Source organism: Salipiger sp. PrR007, from assembly GCF_010499845.1.
GTDB lineage: Bacteria > Pseudomonadota > Alphaproteobacteria > Rhodobacterales > Rhodobacteraceae > Salipiger > Salipiger pacificus_A.
In genome coordinates this window covers 78,219-96,703 of the sequence record NZ_JAAGOZ010000039.1, presented here as the reverse complement: position 1 = coordinate 96,703, position 18,485 = coordinate 78,219, and the positions used below count along the sequence as shown (strand labels likewise).

The 18,485-nt window shown below is 67.9% G+C and carries 15 protein-coding genes; 7 read left to right on the top strand and 8 right to left on the bottom strand.

The window, feature by feature from the left end; all coding sequences use genetic code 11:
• Positions 1 to 9 precede the first annotated feature (9 nt).
• The 5 genes from G0Q01_RS16945 to phnC all read right to left on the bottom strand — a co-directional run bounded on the left by G0Q01_RS16945 (position 10) and on the right by phnC (position 4,689).
• The gene (locus G0Q01_RS16945; protein WP_164195590.1) at positions 10 to 642 is read right to left on the bottom strand and encodes a chloramphenicol acetyltransferase; all 633 of its coding nucleotides are present in this window, start codon (positions 640 to 642) and stop codon (positions 10 to 12) included.
• Positions 643 to 1,953 (bottom strand): phosphonate ABC transporter, permease protein PhnE, encoded by a 1,311-nt coding sequence (gene phnE, locus G0Q01_RS16940; protein ID WP_164195592.1) that lies wholly within the window; start codon positions 1,951 to 1,953, stop codon positions 643 to 645.
• 1 nt (position 1,954) lies between these two features.
• On the bottom strand, positions 1,955 to 2,821 hold the full coding sequence (gene phnE, locus G0Q01_RS16935; protein WP_164195595.1) for a phosphonate ABC transporter, permease protein PhnE: 867 nt from the start codon (positions 2,819 to 2,821) through the stop codon (positions 1,955 to 1,957).
• Between the two features lie 99 nt (positions 2,822 to 2,920).
• Entirely contained in the window at positions 2,921 to 3,820 is a 900-nt protein-coding gene (phnD, locus tag G0Q01_RS16930) for a phosphonate ABC transporter substrate-binding protein (RefSeq protein ID WP_108966282.1), read from the bottom strand.
• Between the two features lie 50 nt (positions 3,821 to 3,870).
• The gene (phnC, locus tag G0Q01_RS16925) at positions 3,871 to 4,689 is read right to left on the bottom strand and encodes a phosphonate ABC transporter ATP-binding protein (RefSeq protein WP_164195597.1); all 819 of its coding nucleotides are present in this window, start codon (positions 4,687 to 4,689) and stop codon (positions 3,871 to 3,873) included.
• Positions 4,690 to 4,994: 305 nt separating this feature from the next.
• Between phnC and G0Q01_RS16920 the strand changes: the two genes are divergently transcribed.
• A complete protein-coding gene (locus G0Q01_RS16920; RefSeq protein WP_164195599.1) occupies positions 4,995 to 6,386 on the top strand; it encodes a hypothetical protein in 1,392 nt (463 codons plus the stop codon).
• A 32-nt stretch (positions 6,387 to 6,418) separates the two neighbouring features.
• Entirely contained in the window at positions 6,419 to 7,477 is a 1,059-nt protein-coding gene (locus G0Q01_RS16915) for a dipeptidase (protein ID WP_164195601.1), read from the top strand.
• A 130-nt stretch (positions 7,478 to 7,607) separates the two neighbouring features.
• Here G0Q01_RS16915 and fabD read toward each other — a convergent pair whose 3' ends face one another.
• A complete protein-coding gene (gene fabD / locus G0Q01_RS16910) occupies positions 7,608 to 8,543 on the bottom strand; it encodes an ACP S-malonyltransferase (RefSeq protein WP_164195603.1) in 936 nt (311 codons plus the stop codon).
• Positions 8,544 to 8,757: 214 nt separating this feature from the next.
• Here fabD and G0Q01_RS16905 point away from each other — a divergent pair, with 214 nt between their 5' ends.
• From G0Q01_RS16905 to G0Q01_RS16885, 5 genes are all read left to right on the top strand, one after another.
• The gene (locus G0Q01_RS16905; RefSeq protein ID WP_203595055.1) at positions 8,758 to 9,981 is read left to right on the top strand and encodes an ABC transporter substrate-binding protein; all 1,224 of its coding nucleotides are present in this window, start codon (positions 8,758 to 8,760) and stop codon (positions 9,979 to 9,981) included.
• 162 nt (positions 9,982 to 10,143) lie between these two features.
• A complete protein-coding gene (locus G0Q01_RS16900; RefSeq protein WP_164213673.1) occupies positions 10,144 to 12,003 on the top strand; it encodes an ABC transporter permease in 1,860 nt (619 codons plus the stop codon).
• Positions 12,000 to 12,770: an ABC transporter ATP-binding protein gene (locus G0Q01_RS16895; RefSeq protein ID WP_108966294.1), complete on the top strand. Its 771-nt coding sequence runs from the start codon at positions 12,000 to 12,002 to the stop codon at positions 12,768 to 12,770. The genes G0Q01_RS16900 and G0Q01_RS16895 overlap by 4 nt, the downstream gene beginning before the upstream one ends.
• Positions 12,763 to 13,464, top strand: a complete 702-nt coding sequence (locus tag G0Q01_RS16890) for an ABC transporter ATP-binding protein (protein WP_164195608.1) — start codon at positions 12,763 to 12,765, stop codon at positions 13,462 to 13,464. The genes G0Q01_RS16895 and G0Q01_RS16890 overlap by 8 nt, the downstream gene beginning before the upstream one ends.
• Before the next feature lie 82 nt (positions 13,465 to 13,546).
• Positions 13,547 to 13,996 carry a MarR family winged helix-turn-helix transcriptional regulator gene (locus G0Q01_RS16885; RefSeq protein WP_164195611.1) on the top strand — a complete coding sequence of 150 codons (450 nt, stop codon included), beginning with the start codon at positions 13,547 to 13,549 and terminating at the stop codon, positions 13,994 to 13,996.
• A gap of 28 nt (positions 13,997 to 14,024) precedes the next feature.
• On the opposite strand, the gene G0Q01_RS16880 is transcribed toward G0Q01_RS16885, so the two are convergent.
• Together G0Q01_RS16880 and G0Q01_RS16875 are read right to left on the bottom strand one after the other, a co-directional pair.
• Complete coding sequence (locus tag G0Q01_RS16880; RefSeq protein WP_164195614.1) at positions 14,025 to 17,138, bottom strand: multidrug efflux RND transporter permease subunit; 3,114 nt, start codon at positions 17,136 to 17,138, stop codon at positions 14,025 to 14,027.
• 4 nt (positions 17,139 to 17,142) lie between these two features.
• Positions 17,143 to 18,369, bottom strand: a complete 1,227-nt coding sequence (locus G0Q01_RS16875) for an efflux RND transporter periplasmic adaptor subunit (protein ID WP_164195616.1) — start codon at positions 18,367 to 18,369, stop codon at positions 17,143 to 17,145.
• Positions 18,370 to 18,485: the final 116 nt, after the last annotated feature.

Genomic DNA, 18,485 nt, shown 5'->3' with positions numbered 1-18,485 from the left:
CCGGCCGGATCAGGCGGGGTCGACCGGTTCCGTCTCGTATTTCTCGAGAAATGCCTCTGCAGGCAAGGCCCGGAAATCCGCCAGGCGCGCGCGCAGAACCCCGTGCGGCCAGTCCCACCAGGCCAGCGCCACCATGCGCTCTGCCACCTCCGGCGCGAACCGTGGGCGCAGCGGCTGCGCGGGCACCCCGGCGACGATGGTATAGGGCGCCACGTCCCGGGTCACCACCGCCGAGGAAGCGACCACCGCGCCATGGCCGATGGTCACCTCCGGGCGCACCACGGCGCCATGCCCGATCCAGGTGTCATGGCCGATGCAGGCGCGGCGGGCGTGACGCGCGGCGAAGAAGTCTTCGTCTCGGCTGGTGTCGTCCCAATAGTCTTCGGACCGATAGAGGAAATGGTGCAACGAGGCATTGCCCATCGGGTGGTCGGTCGGCCCGATGCGGGTGAAGCTGGCGATATTGGCGAACTTGCCGACCGTGACATTCGCCAGATCGGCGTAGCGGTCGCAGTAGGAATAGTCGCCCATCTCCACCCGGTTCAGCCGCGAGCCACGACCGATCTCGACATAGGCGCCAAGTTCCGAGCCGGTGATCTCGCAGTCGGGGTGGATGAAGGGATCAGGTCCAAGACGCGGCATTCAAAGCCCCTTGATGAGTTTGCGGCGCAGCCAGCCAGAGGCGCTGTCCATCGCCATAACCATGAGGATCACCAGGATGATGTAATAGGTCACCTCTTCCCAGTCCTTCTGGGTGATCATCGCCTGGGTCAGCAGCAGACCGATGCCGCCGCCGGTGATCGCGCCGATGATGGTCGCCGAGCGGGTGTTGGATTCCAGGAAGTAGAGCACCTGGCTGACCAGCACCGGCACCACCTGCGGGATCACCCCGAAGCGGTAGCGCTGGATCGGCTTGGCCCCGGTCGAGGCGACGCCCTCGATCTGCTTGCCGTCGACATTCTCGAGCGCCTCGGAAAACAGCTTGCCGAAGGAGCCGGTGTCGGTGAGCAGGATCGCCAGCGCCCCGGTCATCGGCCCCGGCCCGAAGGCGCGGCTCAGCACGATGGTCCAGATCAGCCCGTCCACGCCGCGCAGGAAGTCGAAGACCCGGCGGGCGGCGAAGCGCAGCGCCATGAGCGGCGCGAAGTTCTTCGCCGACAGGAAGGCCAGCGGCAAGGCCACCAGCGCCGCGCCCATGGTGCCGAGGAAGGCCATGAGGAGCGTCTCGAAAAGCGCCCAGGCGACGTCGCTGTGGCGCCACATGGCGTTGCCCCAGAAGTCCTGCCAGGCGCCGGCGAGGTTGCCGCGCGCGGGGTCGATCTGCGTGCCGAAGAGGATCTCGCCCAGGCCATGCCCGTGATAGGGGCTGTCGAGGGTGAAGAAGAACAGCTCCCAGCCCGGGAAGTAGCGGAAGAGCTCGGTCTTGGACCGGGTCAGCGAGACCCGCGCGCCGTCGGTGGTGACCTGCAGCCGCGAGGTCGATGCCGAGATCCACTCCGGCAGGCCGTCTTCGGGCAGGTTGCTGACGATATTGCGGCCTTCGAGACGCGCCTCGATCAGACCAAAGCCCGGCACGTCCCAGCGGAAGCCGTTGCCGGGCAGCAGGATCACCTCCTGCCCGCCTTCCAGCGCAACGCGGATGGCGCCTCCGTCCTGCGGGATGACCCAGTCGGGCGTCGTGCCTTCGGGGTATTCACCCTTGCGTTCGCCCTCGATGGCGACGGCGACGGCGCCGCTGCGGTTGTCGCGGGTGACATGGGTTTTGTAGCTCCAGGTGTCGGCGAGCAGCGTGCGCGCATTGTCCCAGCGCGCCCGCTCGGCCAGCCCGGGCAAGTCGAAGGCGAAGAAGATATAGGCCAGATAGGCCAGGATCACGGCGGGCAGGCCGAAGGCGAGGAGCCTCTTGCGGCGGAAGAGCCGGTCGGCAGAAGCGTAGAGCGCGGCGTCAGCCATCTCAGTGGCCTCCCTTGCTGGACGAGATCATGGCACCCCGCACATGGCTCGAAAGCTGGTCGAAGACGACGATGGTCAGGAAGAGCAGCAGGAAGATCGCCGCCGCCTCGTCGAAGCGGCCCTTGCCCCAGGCCATGGCGTTGCGCAGCTCGTAGCCGATGCCCCCCGCCCCGACGAAGCCAAGGATGGCCGAAGCGCGGATGTTGATCTCGAAGCGCAGCAGCGCGTAGCTGAAGTAGTTGGGCGAGACCTGCGGCACCACGCCCAGCCACATGCGCTGAAGCCAGGTGCCCCCGACCGAGGAAAGGCCCTCGACCGGCTTGAGATCGGCGTTTTCATTGACCTCGGAGAAGAGCTTGCCGAGCGCCCCGGCGGTGTGCAGCGCGATGGCGAGCATGGCGGGCACCGGCCCGCCGCCCAGCACGAAGATCAGCACCAGCGCCACGACGATCTCGGGCACGGCGCGCAGGATGTCCATGAACCGGCGAAACACAGGGATCAGACGCGGCCAGCGCGCCAGCCCCCGGGTCGAAAGCAGCGACAGCACGATGGCCCCGGCCGTCCCCAGCAGCGTCGAGACCGCGGCGATGTTGATCGTCTCGACCAGCGCCGGGAAGTAGCGCACGAGGTGGCCGGGCAGCCGGTCGAGCTTGGGCAGGGTGTCGGCGATCACGTCGGCGGGAAAGTCGAAGATCTGCGGCAGGCCGCTCCAGAACCCGCCCGCGTTGCGCGCGTCGGCCAGCATGAAGCCGGAGATCATGAGCAGGGCAAAGAGCGCGAGCGTCAGCCCGCCATAAAGGCGCCTTTGCGCCATCAGGGCCATGTAGTGGCCGCGCGTGTCGTGCGGGGCGTCTGGGGTCTGGGTCATCAACGGGTCCTGCAGCGGCGAACGGGCGGCGCATGCCGCCCGCGCGACCGGTAAACGAAAAGGACCCCGCACGGCGGCGGGGTCCCTCGGCTCTTGTGATCAGTTGATCTTCGAACGGCGTGCCGCGACGATCGACTCGTATTCGGCGTGGGTCACCGGGATGAAGTCCTTGGCATCGCCCGCCGCAACGCCGTAGGCGCAGTCGGGGTCTTCTTCCCAGAGGTTGGCGGTCAGCTCGGTGACGGTATCCTTCACGTCCTGCGGCAGCGCCTTGCGGATCACGAAGGGGCCTTCGGGGATGATGTTCGACTGCCAGATCTGCACCAGGTCGTTCATGTCGACGAGGCCGGCGTCCACGGCCTTGCGCAGCGCGCCCGAGTTGTAGCCGTCTTCCCAGTTGCCCTGGCCGTCGGCCCAGGTCACGCCTGCCTCGACGTCGCCATTGTTGACCGCGACGATGGTCTGCTCGTGGCCGCCGGTGAAGACGACGTCGCCGAAGTAGGTGCCCGGGGTCATGTCATAGCCGGCCGCGGCGATCTCGATCGACGGGATCAGGTAGCCCGAAGTCGAGTTCGGATCGCCGAAGCCGAACTTCTTGCCCTTGAGGTCCTCGAGCGAGGTCACACCGCTGTCGGCGCGGGCGAAGCCGATCGAATAGTAGCCGATTGAGCCGTCGAGGTTCTGTTTGACCAGCACCGGCTCGACCGCCTCGGGGTCGGCAATGTAGGTGCCGGCATAGGAGGAGGCGCCCATCCAGGCCGCGTCGATGGTGCCGCCGAGCAGGCCCTGCATCACGCCATTGTAGTCGGCCGGGGTGAAGACCTTCACCTCGACGCCGAGCGCTTCGGCGATCTTTTCGGCGAAGCACTGGTTCGAGGTCATGCGGTCCTGGGCGTTCTCGCCGCCGAGGATGCCGAGGCGGAATTCGGTGATCTCCTGTGCCTGGGCGGCGCCCACGAGCACGGTGCTGGCCAGAGCCGCTGCGATCAGTTTCTTCATCTTCTGTCCCTCATGTCAGGTATTGGGCCCGTCCCGATGGGCCCGGGTGATCAGACCGCGACTTCCGCAGCCCGGATTTCCGCCGCGACCACGGGGTCGCGGATCTCGGTAGAGGTGGCGTTCTCCGAAAAATCGGCGCCCGCCCCGTAGATGTCGCGCGCCACGCCGGTGGTCAGCTGCGCCGGGGTGCCGTCAAAGACGATCCGCCCGTCGCGCATGCCGATGACCCGGTCGCAGTAGCGCCGCGCCGTATCCAGCGTGTGCAGGTTGGCGATGACCATGCGCCCGTCCTCGTCGTGGATGCGGCGCAGGTCCTGCATCACCAGCTGGGCGTTCATCGGATCGAGCGAGGCGATGGGCTCGTCGGCCAGCACCACCTTGGGATCCTGCATCAGCGCCCGGGCGATGGCGACGCGCTGCTGCTGACCGCCCGAGAGCGCCTCGGCGCGCTTGGCCGCATGGGCCGCGATGCCGAGCCGCTCGAGGATGTCGATGGCGCGGTGCACGTCCTCGCGCGGGTAGAGGTTGAACATCGTCGCCAGCGTGTTGCGGCGCGCGAGCGTGCCGTGCAGCACGTTCGACACCACGTCCATGCGCGGCACGAGGTTGAACTGCTGGAAGATCATCGCGCAGTCGGACTGCCAGAGCCGCTTCTCGCTGCCCTTGAGCTGCAGCACGTCGCGGCCCTCGAAGACCAGCTTGCCCTCGGTGGCGTCGGTGAGGCGGTTCATCATCCGCAAAAAAGTCGACTTGCCGGCGCCGGAGCGTCCGATGATGCCGATCATCATCGGACGGTCGACCGTAAAGCTCGCCCTGTCCACGGCGGTGTTCGCGCCGAAGCGCTTCGTCAGGTTCTCGACGGTGAGCATGATTTCCCCTGTCTGTCCGGAACGGTGTCTCGCCCCGAACCGTATCGAGGCTGTGACGGCGGGGATTCGATTGCGTATCATTTGGATGAAGCTTTCGTGACAGGCCGGCAGTACGGCCGGAACGATGACCGCGCGCCGCTGCCGCGCCTGAAAACCACGCAGGTGGCCACGGCTGCGATACCCCCGGGCCGGTCTCGCGCCGGAGCGCCGACCCGGGGGCATTGCCCTCTCCCGGCAAGGATGGTCTATGTCCGGACAAAAGCCCGCACGAGACTGGAATCCGCACCGTGCCCACGCGCCTGCCCGTGTCCCCCACGCCCCTCGCCCGCCTGACCGGACTGCTGCTGGGGCTGATCACCTGCCTCGTCGTCGTTCAGGAATGGCATCTCACCGGCCCGGTCGATTTGCTGGTCGTGCCCGCGGTGACGCTGCTGGTGGGGCTGCTGACACTGCAGGTCGCGCCGGGGCGCCGGCTCTTCGTCGCCCTGGCGGTGCTGCTGGGCCTCGCGCTGATATGGCGGGTGCCGGACTGGCAGGCGGTGCTGCTCAAGGCCTTTCACTCGGCCGCCTTCATCGCGGCCTTCTTTGCCGCGCTCGCCACGCTGCGCAGCGCCGCGCAGCAGGCCCCCTCGATCCGCGCCGCCGGCAACTTCCTGGCGCTGCAGCCGCCCGGGCGGCGGTACCTCGCGCTGACCCTCGGCGGACAGGCCTTCGCGTTGCTGCTGAACTACGGCGCCATCGCGCTGCTCGGCAGCCTCGCTACCGCCGCCGCCCAGGACGAGCCCGACGCCGAGATCCGCAGCCACCGCACCCGCCGCATGCTGCTGGCGATCCAGCGCGGGTTCGTCGCCTCGCTGCCTTGGTCGCCCATGTCCTTTTCCGTCGCCATCACCACCGCGCTGATCCCCGGCACCAGCTGGGGCTCGGTGGTGCTGCCCGCGCTTGGCACCTCTGCGCTGATCACCCTGACCGGCTGGGCACTCGACACGATCTTCAAGCCAAAGCTCTCGCAACCGGCCGCGCCGCGCGCCGCGCCCAAGGGCAGCTGGGCGCTGATGAGCCCGCTTCTGGTGCTGCTCGGCCTGTTGGGGGTCTCGGTGCTGGTCCTGCAGTCGCTCACCGGCCTGCGGATCATCGCCATCGTCCTGCTTGTCGTGCCGACCATGGCCACCTGCTGGGTCCTTTTGCAGAAGCGCGGCGGCGGCGCCCCGCTGCAGAGCCGCGCCGCCGAGTTCGTCTTCCGCGAGCTGCCGTCCTACCGCGGTGAGGTCACCCTGCTGATGATGGCCGGCTTCATCGGCACCGTCGGCGCACCGCTTCTGGCCCCGCTGGTCAAGGCCTCGGGTTTCCACCCCGAGGACCTGCCCCCCGCGCTGGTGCTGGTCAGCTTCGTCTGGATCATCCCGCTGCTCGGTCAGCTTGGCATGAACCCCATCCTCGCGGTCACCCTGATCGCACCGCTGGTGCCGCATGCGGACCAGCTCGGGGTGTCGCCCGAGGTCATCGTCGTCGCGATCACCGCCGGCTGGGCGCTCGGCGGCATCAGCTCGCCCTTCACCGCCACCACCCTGCTGATCGGCAGCTTCGGCAACGTCAGCGCCCGCCACGTCGGCCTGCGCTGGAACGGCGGCTACATGCTGTGCCTGCTTGTCCTGCTCTCGGCTTGGGTTCTCGTCCTCGGCTACCTCCTCAACTGAGCTTCGCCAACTGTACCATTGAAAGTCCTCTCATGACGCATGCGACCACCCCGCCCATCTTCGACGGCCACAACGATCTCCTGCTGCGCCTGCTGGGCGGCGCGGTCACCGCGAGCGGCGTCGCCAACGGCCTTGGCAGTGGCCACATCGACCTGCCCCGGGCGCAGCAGGGCGGCTTCGGCGGCGGCTTTTTCGCGATCTTCGTGCCGAGCCCGGCCAAGCCAGGCGACGACCTCGACGCGATGAGCCGCCCGCAGTATGATCTGCCGTTGCCCGAGATGATCCCCCAGCCCGAGGCGCTCGAGACCACATGGCGCGGGGTCGAGGCCTTTGAAGCACTGGCCGCCGCCGGGGCCATCACCCCCTGCACCACCGTCGCCGAAATCGAGGCCGCGCTCGGCGGGCCGAAGATGGCGGGGGTGCTGCACCTCGAGGGCGCCGAGGCGATCGGCCCCGATCTCGAGGAGCTGCACGCGCTTTACGCCCGCGGACTGCGCTCGCTGGGCCCGGTCTGGTCGCGCCCGACGATCTTCGGCAACGGCGTGCCCTTCCGCTACCCCTCCACACCCGACACCGGCGACGGGCTCACCGAGGCCGGCAAACGGCTGGTCAAGGAATGCAACGCGCTCAAGGTGATGATCGACCTGTCGCACCTCAACGAAAAGGGCATGGACGACGTGGCCGCGCTTTCGGATGCGCCGCTGGTCGCCACCCATTCGAACGCCCACGCGGTGACCACCCACGCCCGCAACCTCACCGACCGGCAACTGGCGATGATCGCCGAGAGCGACGGTATGGTCGGCATCAACTTCGCCACCGCCTTCCTGCGCGAGGACGGGCGGATGGGAAGCGACTGCGGCCTCGACGTGGTGCTGCGCCATCTGGACCACCTGATCGGCAAGCTCGGCGAGGACCGGGTCGGCTTCGGTTCGGACTTCGACGGCGCGACCGTGCCCGAGGGCATCGCCGATGTCGCCGGCCTGCCGAACCTGCGCGCCGCGCTCACCGCGCATGGCGTCGACGCCGCGCTGATGGAGAAGCTCTGCCACGGCAACTGGCTGCGCGTGCTGCGCAAGACCTGGGGCGCCTGAGCCGCCGCGCGGCTCACCCGTCTTCCGCGTCAAGCCGCCCCCCGGCCCTCCGGGACATTGGCCGCTAGCAAAAAGGCAGGGAAGCGCGTGCTCCCCTGCCTTTTTCAGCATGGACCCGTGGTGCGGGCGGTCAGACGGCTTCGAGAGCCGCGGTCACATCGTCCGGCGCGCCGACGTTGCGCAGGACGGCGCTGCGCTCGATGCGCTTGACCATGCCCGACAGCGCCTTGCCCGCGCCGATCTCCCAAAACTCGGTCACGCCCTGTGCGACCATGTATTCCACCGACTCGCGCCAGCGCACCGAGCCGGTCACCTGCTCGACCAGCAGCGCGCGGATGCGGGCCGGGTCGGTGACGGCCTCGGCGATCACGTTGGCGACCAGCGGCACGCTCGGCGCGGTGATCTCGACCTGCTCCAGCGCCTCGGCCATGACTTCGGCGGCGGGGGCCATCAGGGCGCAGTGGAAGGGGGCGCTCACCGGCAGCAGCAGCGCGCGCTTGGCGCCTTTCGCCTTGGCGATATCGAGCGCACGCTCGACCGCGCCCTTGCTGCCCGAGATCACCACCTGCGACGGATCGTTGTCATTGGCCGCGGCGCAAACTTCGCCCTGCGCGGCTTCTTCCGCGACAGCACGGGCGGTTGCCAGATCGAGGCCGAGCAGCGCCGCCATGGCGCCCTCGCCGACCGGGACGGCGGCCTGCATGGCCTTGCCCCGGGTGCGCAGCAGCTTGGCCGCGTCGCCGACGCTCAGCGCGCCGGCGGCGGTCAGCGCCGAGTATTCCCCCAGCGAGTGGCCGGCAACGAAGCGCGCCGCGCCGATCTCGATGCCCTCGGCCTCGAGCGCCCGCATGGCGGCGAGCGAGGTCGCCATCAGCGCCGGCTGTGCGTTCTCGGTCAGGGTGAGCGTCTCGATCTCGCCCTCCCAGATCAGCGACGAGAGGTTCTCTCCCAGTGCCGAATCCACCTCGTCGAACACGGCTTTTGCCGACGGGTAGGTCTCGGCAAGCGCCTTGCCCATCCCGATGGTCTGCGCCCCCTGACCGGGGAAAATGAAAGCTCGCGTCATGATCGTCTCTCCTAAGGCTCTGTCCGCGCTTTGGCGCGCAGTCCTACTCCCAAGCGCAGGTTCGCGCAACGCCCGGCGCTTCCGCCGGATCTTTCAGGCCCAAATACCCATAGCGCGCCCGCCAAGGTGACAGCACCTTTGTCAGGCGCCGCATTCGCGCGTATGAGGGGCCCGCGGGGGGTCCACACCCCGCCAACGAGGAGACGCGACCGAGATGACCCTGCTTCGACGCACCGTTCTGGCGCTTGCCGCAGCCACTGCCCTGACCCCGACCACCCTGCTTGCCCAAGCGGCGGACACGGCGCCGATCAAGATCGGCGAGATCAACCACTTCAAGCGCCTCGCGGCCTTTGCCGAGCCCTACCGCAAGGGTATCGAGCTGGCGGTGTCCGAGATCAACGCGGGCGGCGGTGTGCTCGGCCGGCCGCTGAAGTTCATCTTCCGCGACGACCAGGGCGATCCTGCCGAAGCGGTGCGCATCGCCGAGGAACTGATGACCCGCGATGGCGCGGTGATGCTCACCGGCACGATCCTCAGCAACGTCGGGCTGGCAATCAGCTCCTTCGCCGCCGAGAAGCATTACGTCTACCTCGCCTCGGAACCGCTGGCGGACACGCTGGTCTGGGGGTCGGGCAATCCCTACACCTTCCGCCTGCGCACCTCGACCTGGGTGCAGGCGGCGATGCTGGCCGAGCAGGCGGCGAGCACCGACGCCATCCGCTATGCCACCATCGCGCCGAACTACGCCTATGGCACCGAGGCGGTGGAGGCCTTCAAGGCCAACCTCAAGCGGCTCAAGCCCGACGTGGAGTTCGTCGCCGAGCAATGGCCGCCGCTCTTCAACATCGACGCCGGCGCCGAGGCACAGGCGCTGGAACGCGCCAAGCCCGATGCGATCTACAACGTTACCTTCGGCACCGACCTTGCAAAGCTCGTGCGCGAGGGCACCGACCGCGGGCTCTTTGACGGGCGCGACGTCTACGGCCTGCTGACCGGCGAGCCGGAGTATTTCGAGCCGCTCGGCGACGAGGCGCCCGAGGGCTGGTTCGTCACCGGCTACCCCTGGTACGACTTTGCCGAGGATACCCCCGGCGGTGCCTTCGTCGCCGCCTACGAGGAGAAGTTCGGCGAGACCCCGAAGAACGGCAGCAACGTCGGCTATCTCACCGCACTCTCGGTCGCCGCCGCCATCGAACGCGCCGGCAGCACCGAGACCGAGGCAATCCGCGCCGCCTTCGAGGATCTGGAAATCCCCGATACCCCCATCGGCCCCCTGCACTACCGCGCGCTCGACAATCAGTCGACGCTGGGCGCCTTCGTCGGCACCACGGCGCTCAACGATGCGGGCGAAGGCGTGATGGTGGATTGGTCTTACAAGGAGCCAGCGCCTTACATGCCCTCAGACGACGAGATCCGCGCCATGCGCCCCGCCGAGTAAGCGCGGGCTGAAACATGGGCGGAGAGGCCCTTGCGCCTCTCCGCCTTCCCGCCGTCCTCCGGCGGACCGATCTTGCGCCACCGCCAGCCGGCGACGGCTCTGCCTTGGCCGCGTTACTGTGCCGCCCATATCCCACCTTCCGAAAGCCGAGCCTTCCGCCCCATGGCCTTCTACCTCGCCCTGTTCCTGACCGGTCTTGCCAATGCCGCGGCGCTCTTTCTCGTTGCCTCGGGGCTGTCGCTGATCTTTGGCGTCACGCGCATCGTCAACTTCGCGCATGGCTCCTTCTACATGCTGGGGGCCTTCATCGGGGTCACGCTGATGCAGCTGCTTCCCGGTGCGGTGGGCTTTTGGGGGGCGATCCTGCTGACCGGGCTTGCCGTAGGAGGCATCGGTGCGCTGATCGAAATCGTCGTGCTGAGGCGCATCTACCGCGCCCCCGAACTCTTTCAGCTGGTCGCCACCTTCGGGGTGATCCTGATCATCCAGGATTTGGCGCTGATGATCTGGGGGGCCGAGGACCGGCTCGGCCCGCGCGCGCCCGGCCTGCGCGGCGTCTGGCGCCTCTTCGGCGAACCGGTGCCCAAGTATGACATCGTGTTGATCGCGATCACCCCGGTCATCCTGCTGGCGCTTTGGTACCTGATCACCCGTACACGGCTCGGCATCCTCGTGCGCGCGGCAACGCAGGACCGCGAGATGGTCGGCGCGCTCGGGGTCAACCAGGCGTGGCTCTTCACCGGCGTCTTTGCCCTTGGCTCCGCGCTGGCCGGATGGGGCGGTGCTCTGCAGCTGCCGAAAGGCGGCGCAGACTTGCTGATGGATTTCAACATCATCGGCGCGGTTTTCGTGGTGGTCGTGATCGGCGGCATGGGGAGCTTGCCCGGCGCCTTCATCGCGTCGGTGCTGATCTCGGTGCTCAATGCCTTTGGCGTGGCCTTCCTGCCGCAGTCGACGCTGGTGCTGATGTTCGTGGTCATGGCGGCCGTTCTGATCGTCCGGCCCTACGGCCTTCTGGGCCGCGAGGAGGTGGCGGGCGAGCACGGGCAGGTCGGCGCGCCCGAGACCCCGATCCGCCCCTATGGCCCGGCCGGCATCGCGCTCACCGCCGCGCTCTTGATCCTGCTCGCGGCCCTGCCCGGCGTGGCCGAGCCATTCGTGCTGACCCTGGTGATCGACATCGCGGTCTTCGCCCTTTTCGCCGCCTCGTTGCATTTCATCCTCGGCACCGGCGGCATGGTGAGCTTCGGCCACGCCGCCTTCTTCGGCGGCGGCGCCTACGCGGCGGCGCTGCTGGTCTTCCATACCGAGACGCCGATGGAGCTGGCTTTCCTCTTCGCGCCGCTCGCGGCCGGTCTTCTGGCGCTGGGGATCGGGTGGTTCTGCATCCGTCTCTCGGGGGTCTATTTCGCCATGCTGACGCTGGCCTTCTCGCAGCTCGTCTGGTCGCTGGCCTTCCAGTGGCGCAGCCTGACGCGTGGCGACGACGGGCTGATCAACATCTGGCCGGCAGACTGGCTGAACGGCCCGCTGCCCTATTACTACTTCACGCTGGCGTTCGGGGTCGGCGGCATCCTCACCCTGCGGCACATCATCCATTCGCCCTTCGGCTATGCGCTGCGTGCCGGGCGCGACAGCCCGCGACAGGCCGAGGCCATGGGCATCAACGTGCGGCGCGTGCAGCTCGTCGCCTTCGCGATGGCCGGGATGATGGCGGGGCTGGCGGGCGGGCTCTTCGTCTTTTCCAAGGGCTCGGTCTTTCCCACCGAGCTGGAGATCGCCAAAAGCTTCGATGCGCTGATCGTGGTCTTCCTCGGCGGGGTAAAGACCTTGGCCGGCGGCGTGGTCGGGGCCAGCTTCCTGACCTCGGTCGAGCATTGGCTCACCCGGCTGGAGTACTGGCGTCTGCTGCTGGGGCTGGTCATCATCGGCGTGGTCATCCTGATGCCCGAGGGCATCGTCGGGACCCTGCGGCGGCTGGCGCTGCGCTTCCGGTCCTCGGACGAGGAGGCGGCACGATGACCGAGATCCTGCGCGCCGACAACCTGCGCAAGAGCTACGACGGCTTCCTCGCCGTGGACGGGGTCAGCTTCTCGGTCCGCGAGGGCGAACTGAAGGCCCTCATCGGCCCCAACGGCGCCGGCAAGTCCACCTGCTTCAACATGCTCACCGGGCAGCTCAAACCTACGACGGGCGAGGTCTATCTGCGCGGCACCAAGATCACCGGCAAGCCGCCGCGGGACATCTGGCGGATGGGCGTCGGGCGCACCTTCCAGATCACCGGCACCTATCGCTCGATGAGCGTGGTCGAGAACGTCCAGATGGCCCTGATCAGTCACCACCGGCGGCTCTTCTCCTTCGGGCCACGGGCGTGGAAACTCTACCGCGAGGACGCGCTGGAGGTCCTGCGCACCGTCTCGCTGGCAGATCAGGCCGACCGCCCCTGCTCGGTGCTGGCCTATGGCGATCTCAAGCGGCTCGAGCTGGCCATCGCGCTCTGCCACCGCCCACGTCTCTTGCTGATGGACGAGCCGACGGCGGGCATGGCCCCTTCGGCGCGGATCGACCTCATGCAGCTGGTGGCGGACATCGTGCGCGAACAGGGGCTGTCGGTGCTCTTTACCGAGCATGACATGGACGTGGTCTTTGCCCATGCGCATCACATCATGGTGCTGAACCGGGGCAAGCTGATCGCCGATGGCACCGCCGAGCAGGTGCGCAGCGATCCAAGCGTGCAGGAGGTCTACCTGGGTGGCGGGACGCTCTTCAAGGAGGCCGGCGATGCTTGAGGTTTCCGAGATCCACAGCTTCTACGGCAAGGCGCATATCCTGGACGGGCTGAGCTTTTCCGTGGCGCGCGGCGAGGTGGTGGCGCTGCTCGGGCGCAACGGCGCGGGCAAGTCCACAACGATGAAATCGGTGATGCAACTGCTGCCGCCGCGCGCGGGCTCGGTGACTTTTGAAGGGCGCGAGCTGGTCGGCCTGCCCGCCTACCGCGTCGCCAAGGCGGGGATCGGCTATGTGCCCGAGGACCGGCGGGTGTTTTCGGATCTCACGGTGCTCGAGAACCTCGAGGTCGGCCGCCAGCCCAAGCGCGATGGGGCGCCGCATTGGACCGTCGAGCAGCTCTTCGAGCTCTTTCCCAACCTCGCGGAGCGGCGGCACAACCGCGGCAAACACATGTCGGGCGGCGAACAGCAGATGCTCACCATCGCCCGCACGCTGATGGGCAACCCGGCGCTGCTGCTGCTCGACGAGCCCTCCGAGGGCATCGCCCCGGTGATCGTCGAGCAGATGGCGCGCAGCATCCTCAGGCTCAAGGCCGAGGGGCTGACGGTGCTCATCTCGGAACAGAACCTGCATTTCGCCCGCGCCGTCGCCGACCGGGCGATCATCCTCGAGAGCGGTCGGAAAAAGTTCGACGGCAGCTTCGGAACGCTCGAAAAGCAGCCGGAAATCCGGGACGCCTACCTGTCGGTCTAGAATTGACGCCAAGTAGCGCCACATCGGCGTTGCGATGCGGCGCCGGGCGCCCTACCTCTTTCAAGGAGGAAGGAGCGCACCAATGGCCGACACGCCCAAAGCCCGCACCAGCGACGAGCATGGCTACCAGCTGCACGAGCAGGTGGGCTTCCTGCTGCGCAAGGCCTACCAGCGCAATTGCACGATCTTCTCGGACAAGATCGACGGCGCCCTGACACCGATGCAGTTCTCCATCCTGCACCGGCTGGCCGAGGACGGACCAATGTCGCAGAACATGCTGGGTCGCTCGGTGGCCATGGACGGGGCGACGACGAAAGGCGTGGTCGACCGGCTTGGCGCGCGCGGCCTGTTGCGCACCGAGCGCGACCCCACGGACCGGCGCCGGCATCTCGTCTCGCTCACCCCCGAGGGCGTGGCGCTGGTGGACAGCGCGACAGATGCCGCCATCGAGGTCAGCGCCGACGTGCTCGACCCGCTGAACAAGCGCGAGCGCCAGACCCTGATCCGCCTGCTTGGCAAGATCGCCACGTGACAGGGACGTGCGGCCGCGCCCGGCAGCGTCAGGCCGTGGCCTTGCCGCTCTTCACCCGGCGCACCAGGCGCATGACGAGCACGTAAAAGCCCGGAACGAGGAAGATGCCGATGGCGGTCGAGGCGATCATCCCGCCGATCACCCCGATGCCGATGGCGTTCTGCGCCCCCGCCCCCGCCCCGCTGGCCGTGGCCAGCGGCACCACCCCGAGGATGAAGGTCAGCGCGGTCATGAGGATCGGCCGCAGGCGCAGCTGCGCCGCCTCCTTGGCGGCCTGCGCGATGCTCCGCCCCTGCCGCCTCAGGTCCTCGGCGAACTCGACGATCAGGATCGCGTTGCGCGCGGAAAGGCCGATCGTCGTCAGGATGCCGACCTTGAAGTAGACGTCGTTCGACTGGCCGAACCAATAGGCCGCCAGCAGCGCCCCGAACAGGCCGACCGGCACCGACAGCATCACCGAGAAGGGGATCGCCCAGCTTTCGTAAAGCGCCGCCAGCGCAAGGAACACCACGAGCCCCGAGATCGCGTAGAGCAGTGGTGCCTGCGCGCCCGACTGCTGCTCCTGGTATGACAGCCCCGTCCAGGCCAGCCCGTAGCCGCCGTCCATGCCGTTGACCAGCTCCTGCATGACGGTCATCGCCACGCCCGAGCTGACATCGGCGCTCGGCGAGCCCGAGACCTCGATCGCCTGCGTCGCCGAGTAGCGCTGAAGGCGCGGCGCGACGGGCTCCCATTCGGTTTTCATGAAGGCCGAGAAGGGCACCATCTCGCCCTCCGCGTTCCTGGCGTACCACTCTAGGATGTTCTCGGGTTGCATGCGGTGCTCGGCATCGGCCTGCACGATGACGGGGCGAAGCTCCGAGCCGAGGACGAAGTCGTTCACCTCGCTGCCCGAGAAGATCACCGAGAGCATCGCATTGATCTCCGACAGCGTGAGCCCGAAGCTCTCGGCCTTCTCGCGGTCGATGGAGATGCGCAGCGCGCTCTCGTCCTCGGTGCCCGAGACCCGGACGTTGGCGATTTCGGGCCGCGCGGCGGCGAGCGCTTCGAGCCGGTCGGCGGCATCCTGCAGCGCCTCGACACCGTTGCCCGCCTGATCGACGAGGTAGAACGAGAAGCCGCCGGTGTTGCCGAGGCCGCGGATTGCAGGCGGCTGCATCACCATGATCTGTCCGGCGCGGCTCGAAGCAAAGGCCGCGGTGGCCCGCGCCGCCACGGCGTTGGCCGAGAGCTCGGGCTTGTCCTGCCGCAGCGCGAAGTCGCGCAGTTTCACGAAGACCATGGCGCGGTTCTGGCCCGAGCCGCCAAAGCCGAAACCGAGCGAGGCAAAGGTACTTTCGACCGCCTCGCCCTCTTGGTTCAGCAGGTAATCCTCGACCTGCTCCAGCGTGGCCTTCGTCTGCTGCGTCGTCGCGCCTTCGGTGAGGTTGATGATCGTCATCAACACGCCCTGGTCCTCGGCAGGAATGAAGGAGGAGGTCAGCCGCTCGTTGACCACCCACGCCCCGCCAAGCGCCGCCGCCAGCACCAGCAGAACCAGCGCGGGCATCTTCAGCGACCAATCGACGACGCGTCCGTAGCCCTCGGTGACCTTGCCGAGCCCGGCGTTGAACCAGCGCGCCGGGGGGAATTTCGCCGGACCGTGCGCGGGTTTCAGCAACCGCGCCGACATGGGCGGCGAAAGGATGATCGCCATGATCAGCGAGATCGCCATGGCCGCGACCATGGTGATCGAGAACTGCCGGTAGATAACCCCGGTGGATCCGCCGAAGAAGGCCATCGGCAGGAAGACCGCCGCCAGCACCACGTTGATCCCGACGAGCGCCGAGGTGATCTGGCTCATCGAGCGTTTCGTCGCCTCGAAGGCCGAGAGCTTCTCTTCCTCCATCAGGCGCTCGACGTTCTCGACGACCACGATGGCGTCATCGACCAGCAGGCCGATGGCCAGCACCATGGCGAACATGGTCAGCGTGTTGATCGAATAGCCCGCGACCATCAGCACCCCGAAAGTCCCGAGCAGCACCACCGGCACGGCGATGAGCGGCACCAGCGTGGCGCGCCAGCTCTGCAGGAAGATCAGCAGAACCGCGAGCACCAGCACGATCGCCTCGAAGAGCGTGTGATAAACCTGCTCGATGGACAGCTCGACGAAGGGCGAGGTGTCATAGGCGGTGCGGAACTCCACCCCCTCGGGCAGCGCGGCGCTCAGCCTGTCGAGCTGCGCGCGCACGGCGGCGGCGGTATCCACGGCGTTGGCGCCAGTTTCAAGGTTCACCCCGAAGCCCGAGGCGTTCAGCCCGTTGAAGCGCGAGTCCCCGCCGTAGCTCTCCTGCCCGATCTCGACCCGCGCGACATCGCCGAGCCGCACCACCCCACCCTCTTCCGAAGAGCGCAGCAGGATGGACTCGAATTCGTCCACGGTGGTCAACTGGCTCTGGGCGGTGATGGTCGCGGTGAACTGCTGGCCCTTGGTGGTGGGCTGCTCCCCGAGCGCGCCGACCGAGACGGTGGAGTTCTGCGCCGAGACCGCGCTCATCACGTCCGAAGGGGTGAGCTGGTAGCGCGCCAGCGACAGCGGATCGAGCCAGATGCGCATGGCATAGCCCGAGCCGAAGCTCTGCACGCCGCCGACGCCCTCGGTGCGCTTGATCGGCCCTTCGACCGTGGTGGACATGATGTCGCCCAGCTCGACCGTGCTGTAGGTGCCGGTGGTGTCGACCAGCGCGCCGACCATGAGGATCGACGAGGAGGACCGCGAGACGCTCACCCCCTGGCTCTGCACCGCGCTCGGCAGGCGGCCCTCGACCTGGCTGATCTTGGACTGCACCTCGTTCTGGGCGTCCACCGGATCGACACTCTCGTCGAAGGTGATCTCGATCGAGGCCCGGCCCTTGGACGAGCTGGAGGTCATGTAGAGCATGCCTTCGAGGCCGGTCATCGCGTCCTCGATCTCGCGAGTCACCGAGTTCTGCACCGCCTCGGCGGTGGCGCCGCTGTAGCTGGCCGAGACCCGCACCGTGGTGGGGGCGATGTCAGGATACTGACTGACCGGCAGGGTGACCACGGCCAAGGCCCCCGCCAGCATGGTGAGGATCGCCAGCACCCAGGCAAAGACCGGGCGCGCAATAAAGAAATTTCCCATGCCGTCAGCCCTTTGCCCGCGTATCCGCAGCGGGCTCGGGCGCGGCACCGAAGCTGTCGGGCGCCCCGTCGGCACGGGTGACCACGCCGGTTTCGGAAATCACCACATCGATGGGGCTGACCGCAGCGCCGCGCTGCAGGTTGCGCAGCCCATCGACGATGAGCTGCTCGCCGATCTCGACGCCCTCGGTGACGACCCAGGCGTTGTTGTAGCTGCCCTGCGCCGCCAGGGTCCGCTTCTCGGCCTTGCCATCGGCGGCGACGAAGGCGGTCAGCGTGCCGTCCGAGGCGCGCGAGGTGGCGCCTTGCGGCACGAGGATCGAAGGGGTGGTGCCGAAGGTCAGCTTCACCCGCAGGAACTGCCCCGGAAGGATGCCGCGCCTCGGGTTGTCGAAGCGCAGCCGGATGACCGAGGTGCCGGTCGTGGTCGAAACACTCACCGGGGGCGACACGAAGGTGCCCTGCCCCTCGAACATCGAACCATTCTCAAGTTCCAGTTCGGCCTCGATCCGCGCGCCGCGGTTCAGCGAGCCCTGGGCCAGCCGCTCGCGGGTCTGCTGCACCCGGGTGATGGATTCCTGCACGTCGACATAAATCGGGTCGATCCGCGTGACCGTGGTCAACGCGCCCTCCTGGTTGGCGGTCACCAGATCGCCAACCGAGACCTCGGGCAGCACGGCAATGCCATCGATGGGGCTGGTGATCTCGGTGCGCTCGAGGTCGAGCTTGGCGAGCTCCAGCGCTGCCTGCGCCGCGCTCAGCGTCGCCTTGGCCTGCATCACGTCGACCTCGGCGGCGTCCACGTCGGCGGCGGTCACCCCGGTGCCGACCAGCTTCTGATAGCGTGACAGCGTCGTCCCCGCGCTGCGCAGCGCCGCCTCGGCGCCCGCCACATCCGCTTCGGCGGCATCGACGTCGGCCTGGTAGGTGTCGCCGTCGATGCGGAAGAGCACCTCGCCCTTGGTCACGTCGCTGCCCGGCTCATAGAGAATTTCGGAAATCACCCCCGAAACGCGCGGCCGGATTGCCACCTCCTCGAAGGCGGTGGAGCGCCCCGGCAGGGTCACCGAATAGGGCACGTCGCTGGCCTCGAGCGTGATCACTCCGACCTCGCGCGCCGCGCGCGCGGCCGGAGGGGCGTCCTGGGCATGCAGCAGATCGGCCTGTGGGAGGGTCAGCGCAAAGGCTGCGACAAGGACGCGGATGGTCCGGGGGGTGCGGCTCGACGCCATCTTCTTCTCCTTCGGTCGGACGCGCAGGCGATCGCCGCCCGCGCGAGCCCTTGATACGCAGCAACTGTGACTTTCCGTCTCGACGTTCGGAGAACATCGTCTGACCTTTTCGTGAC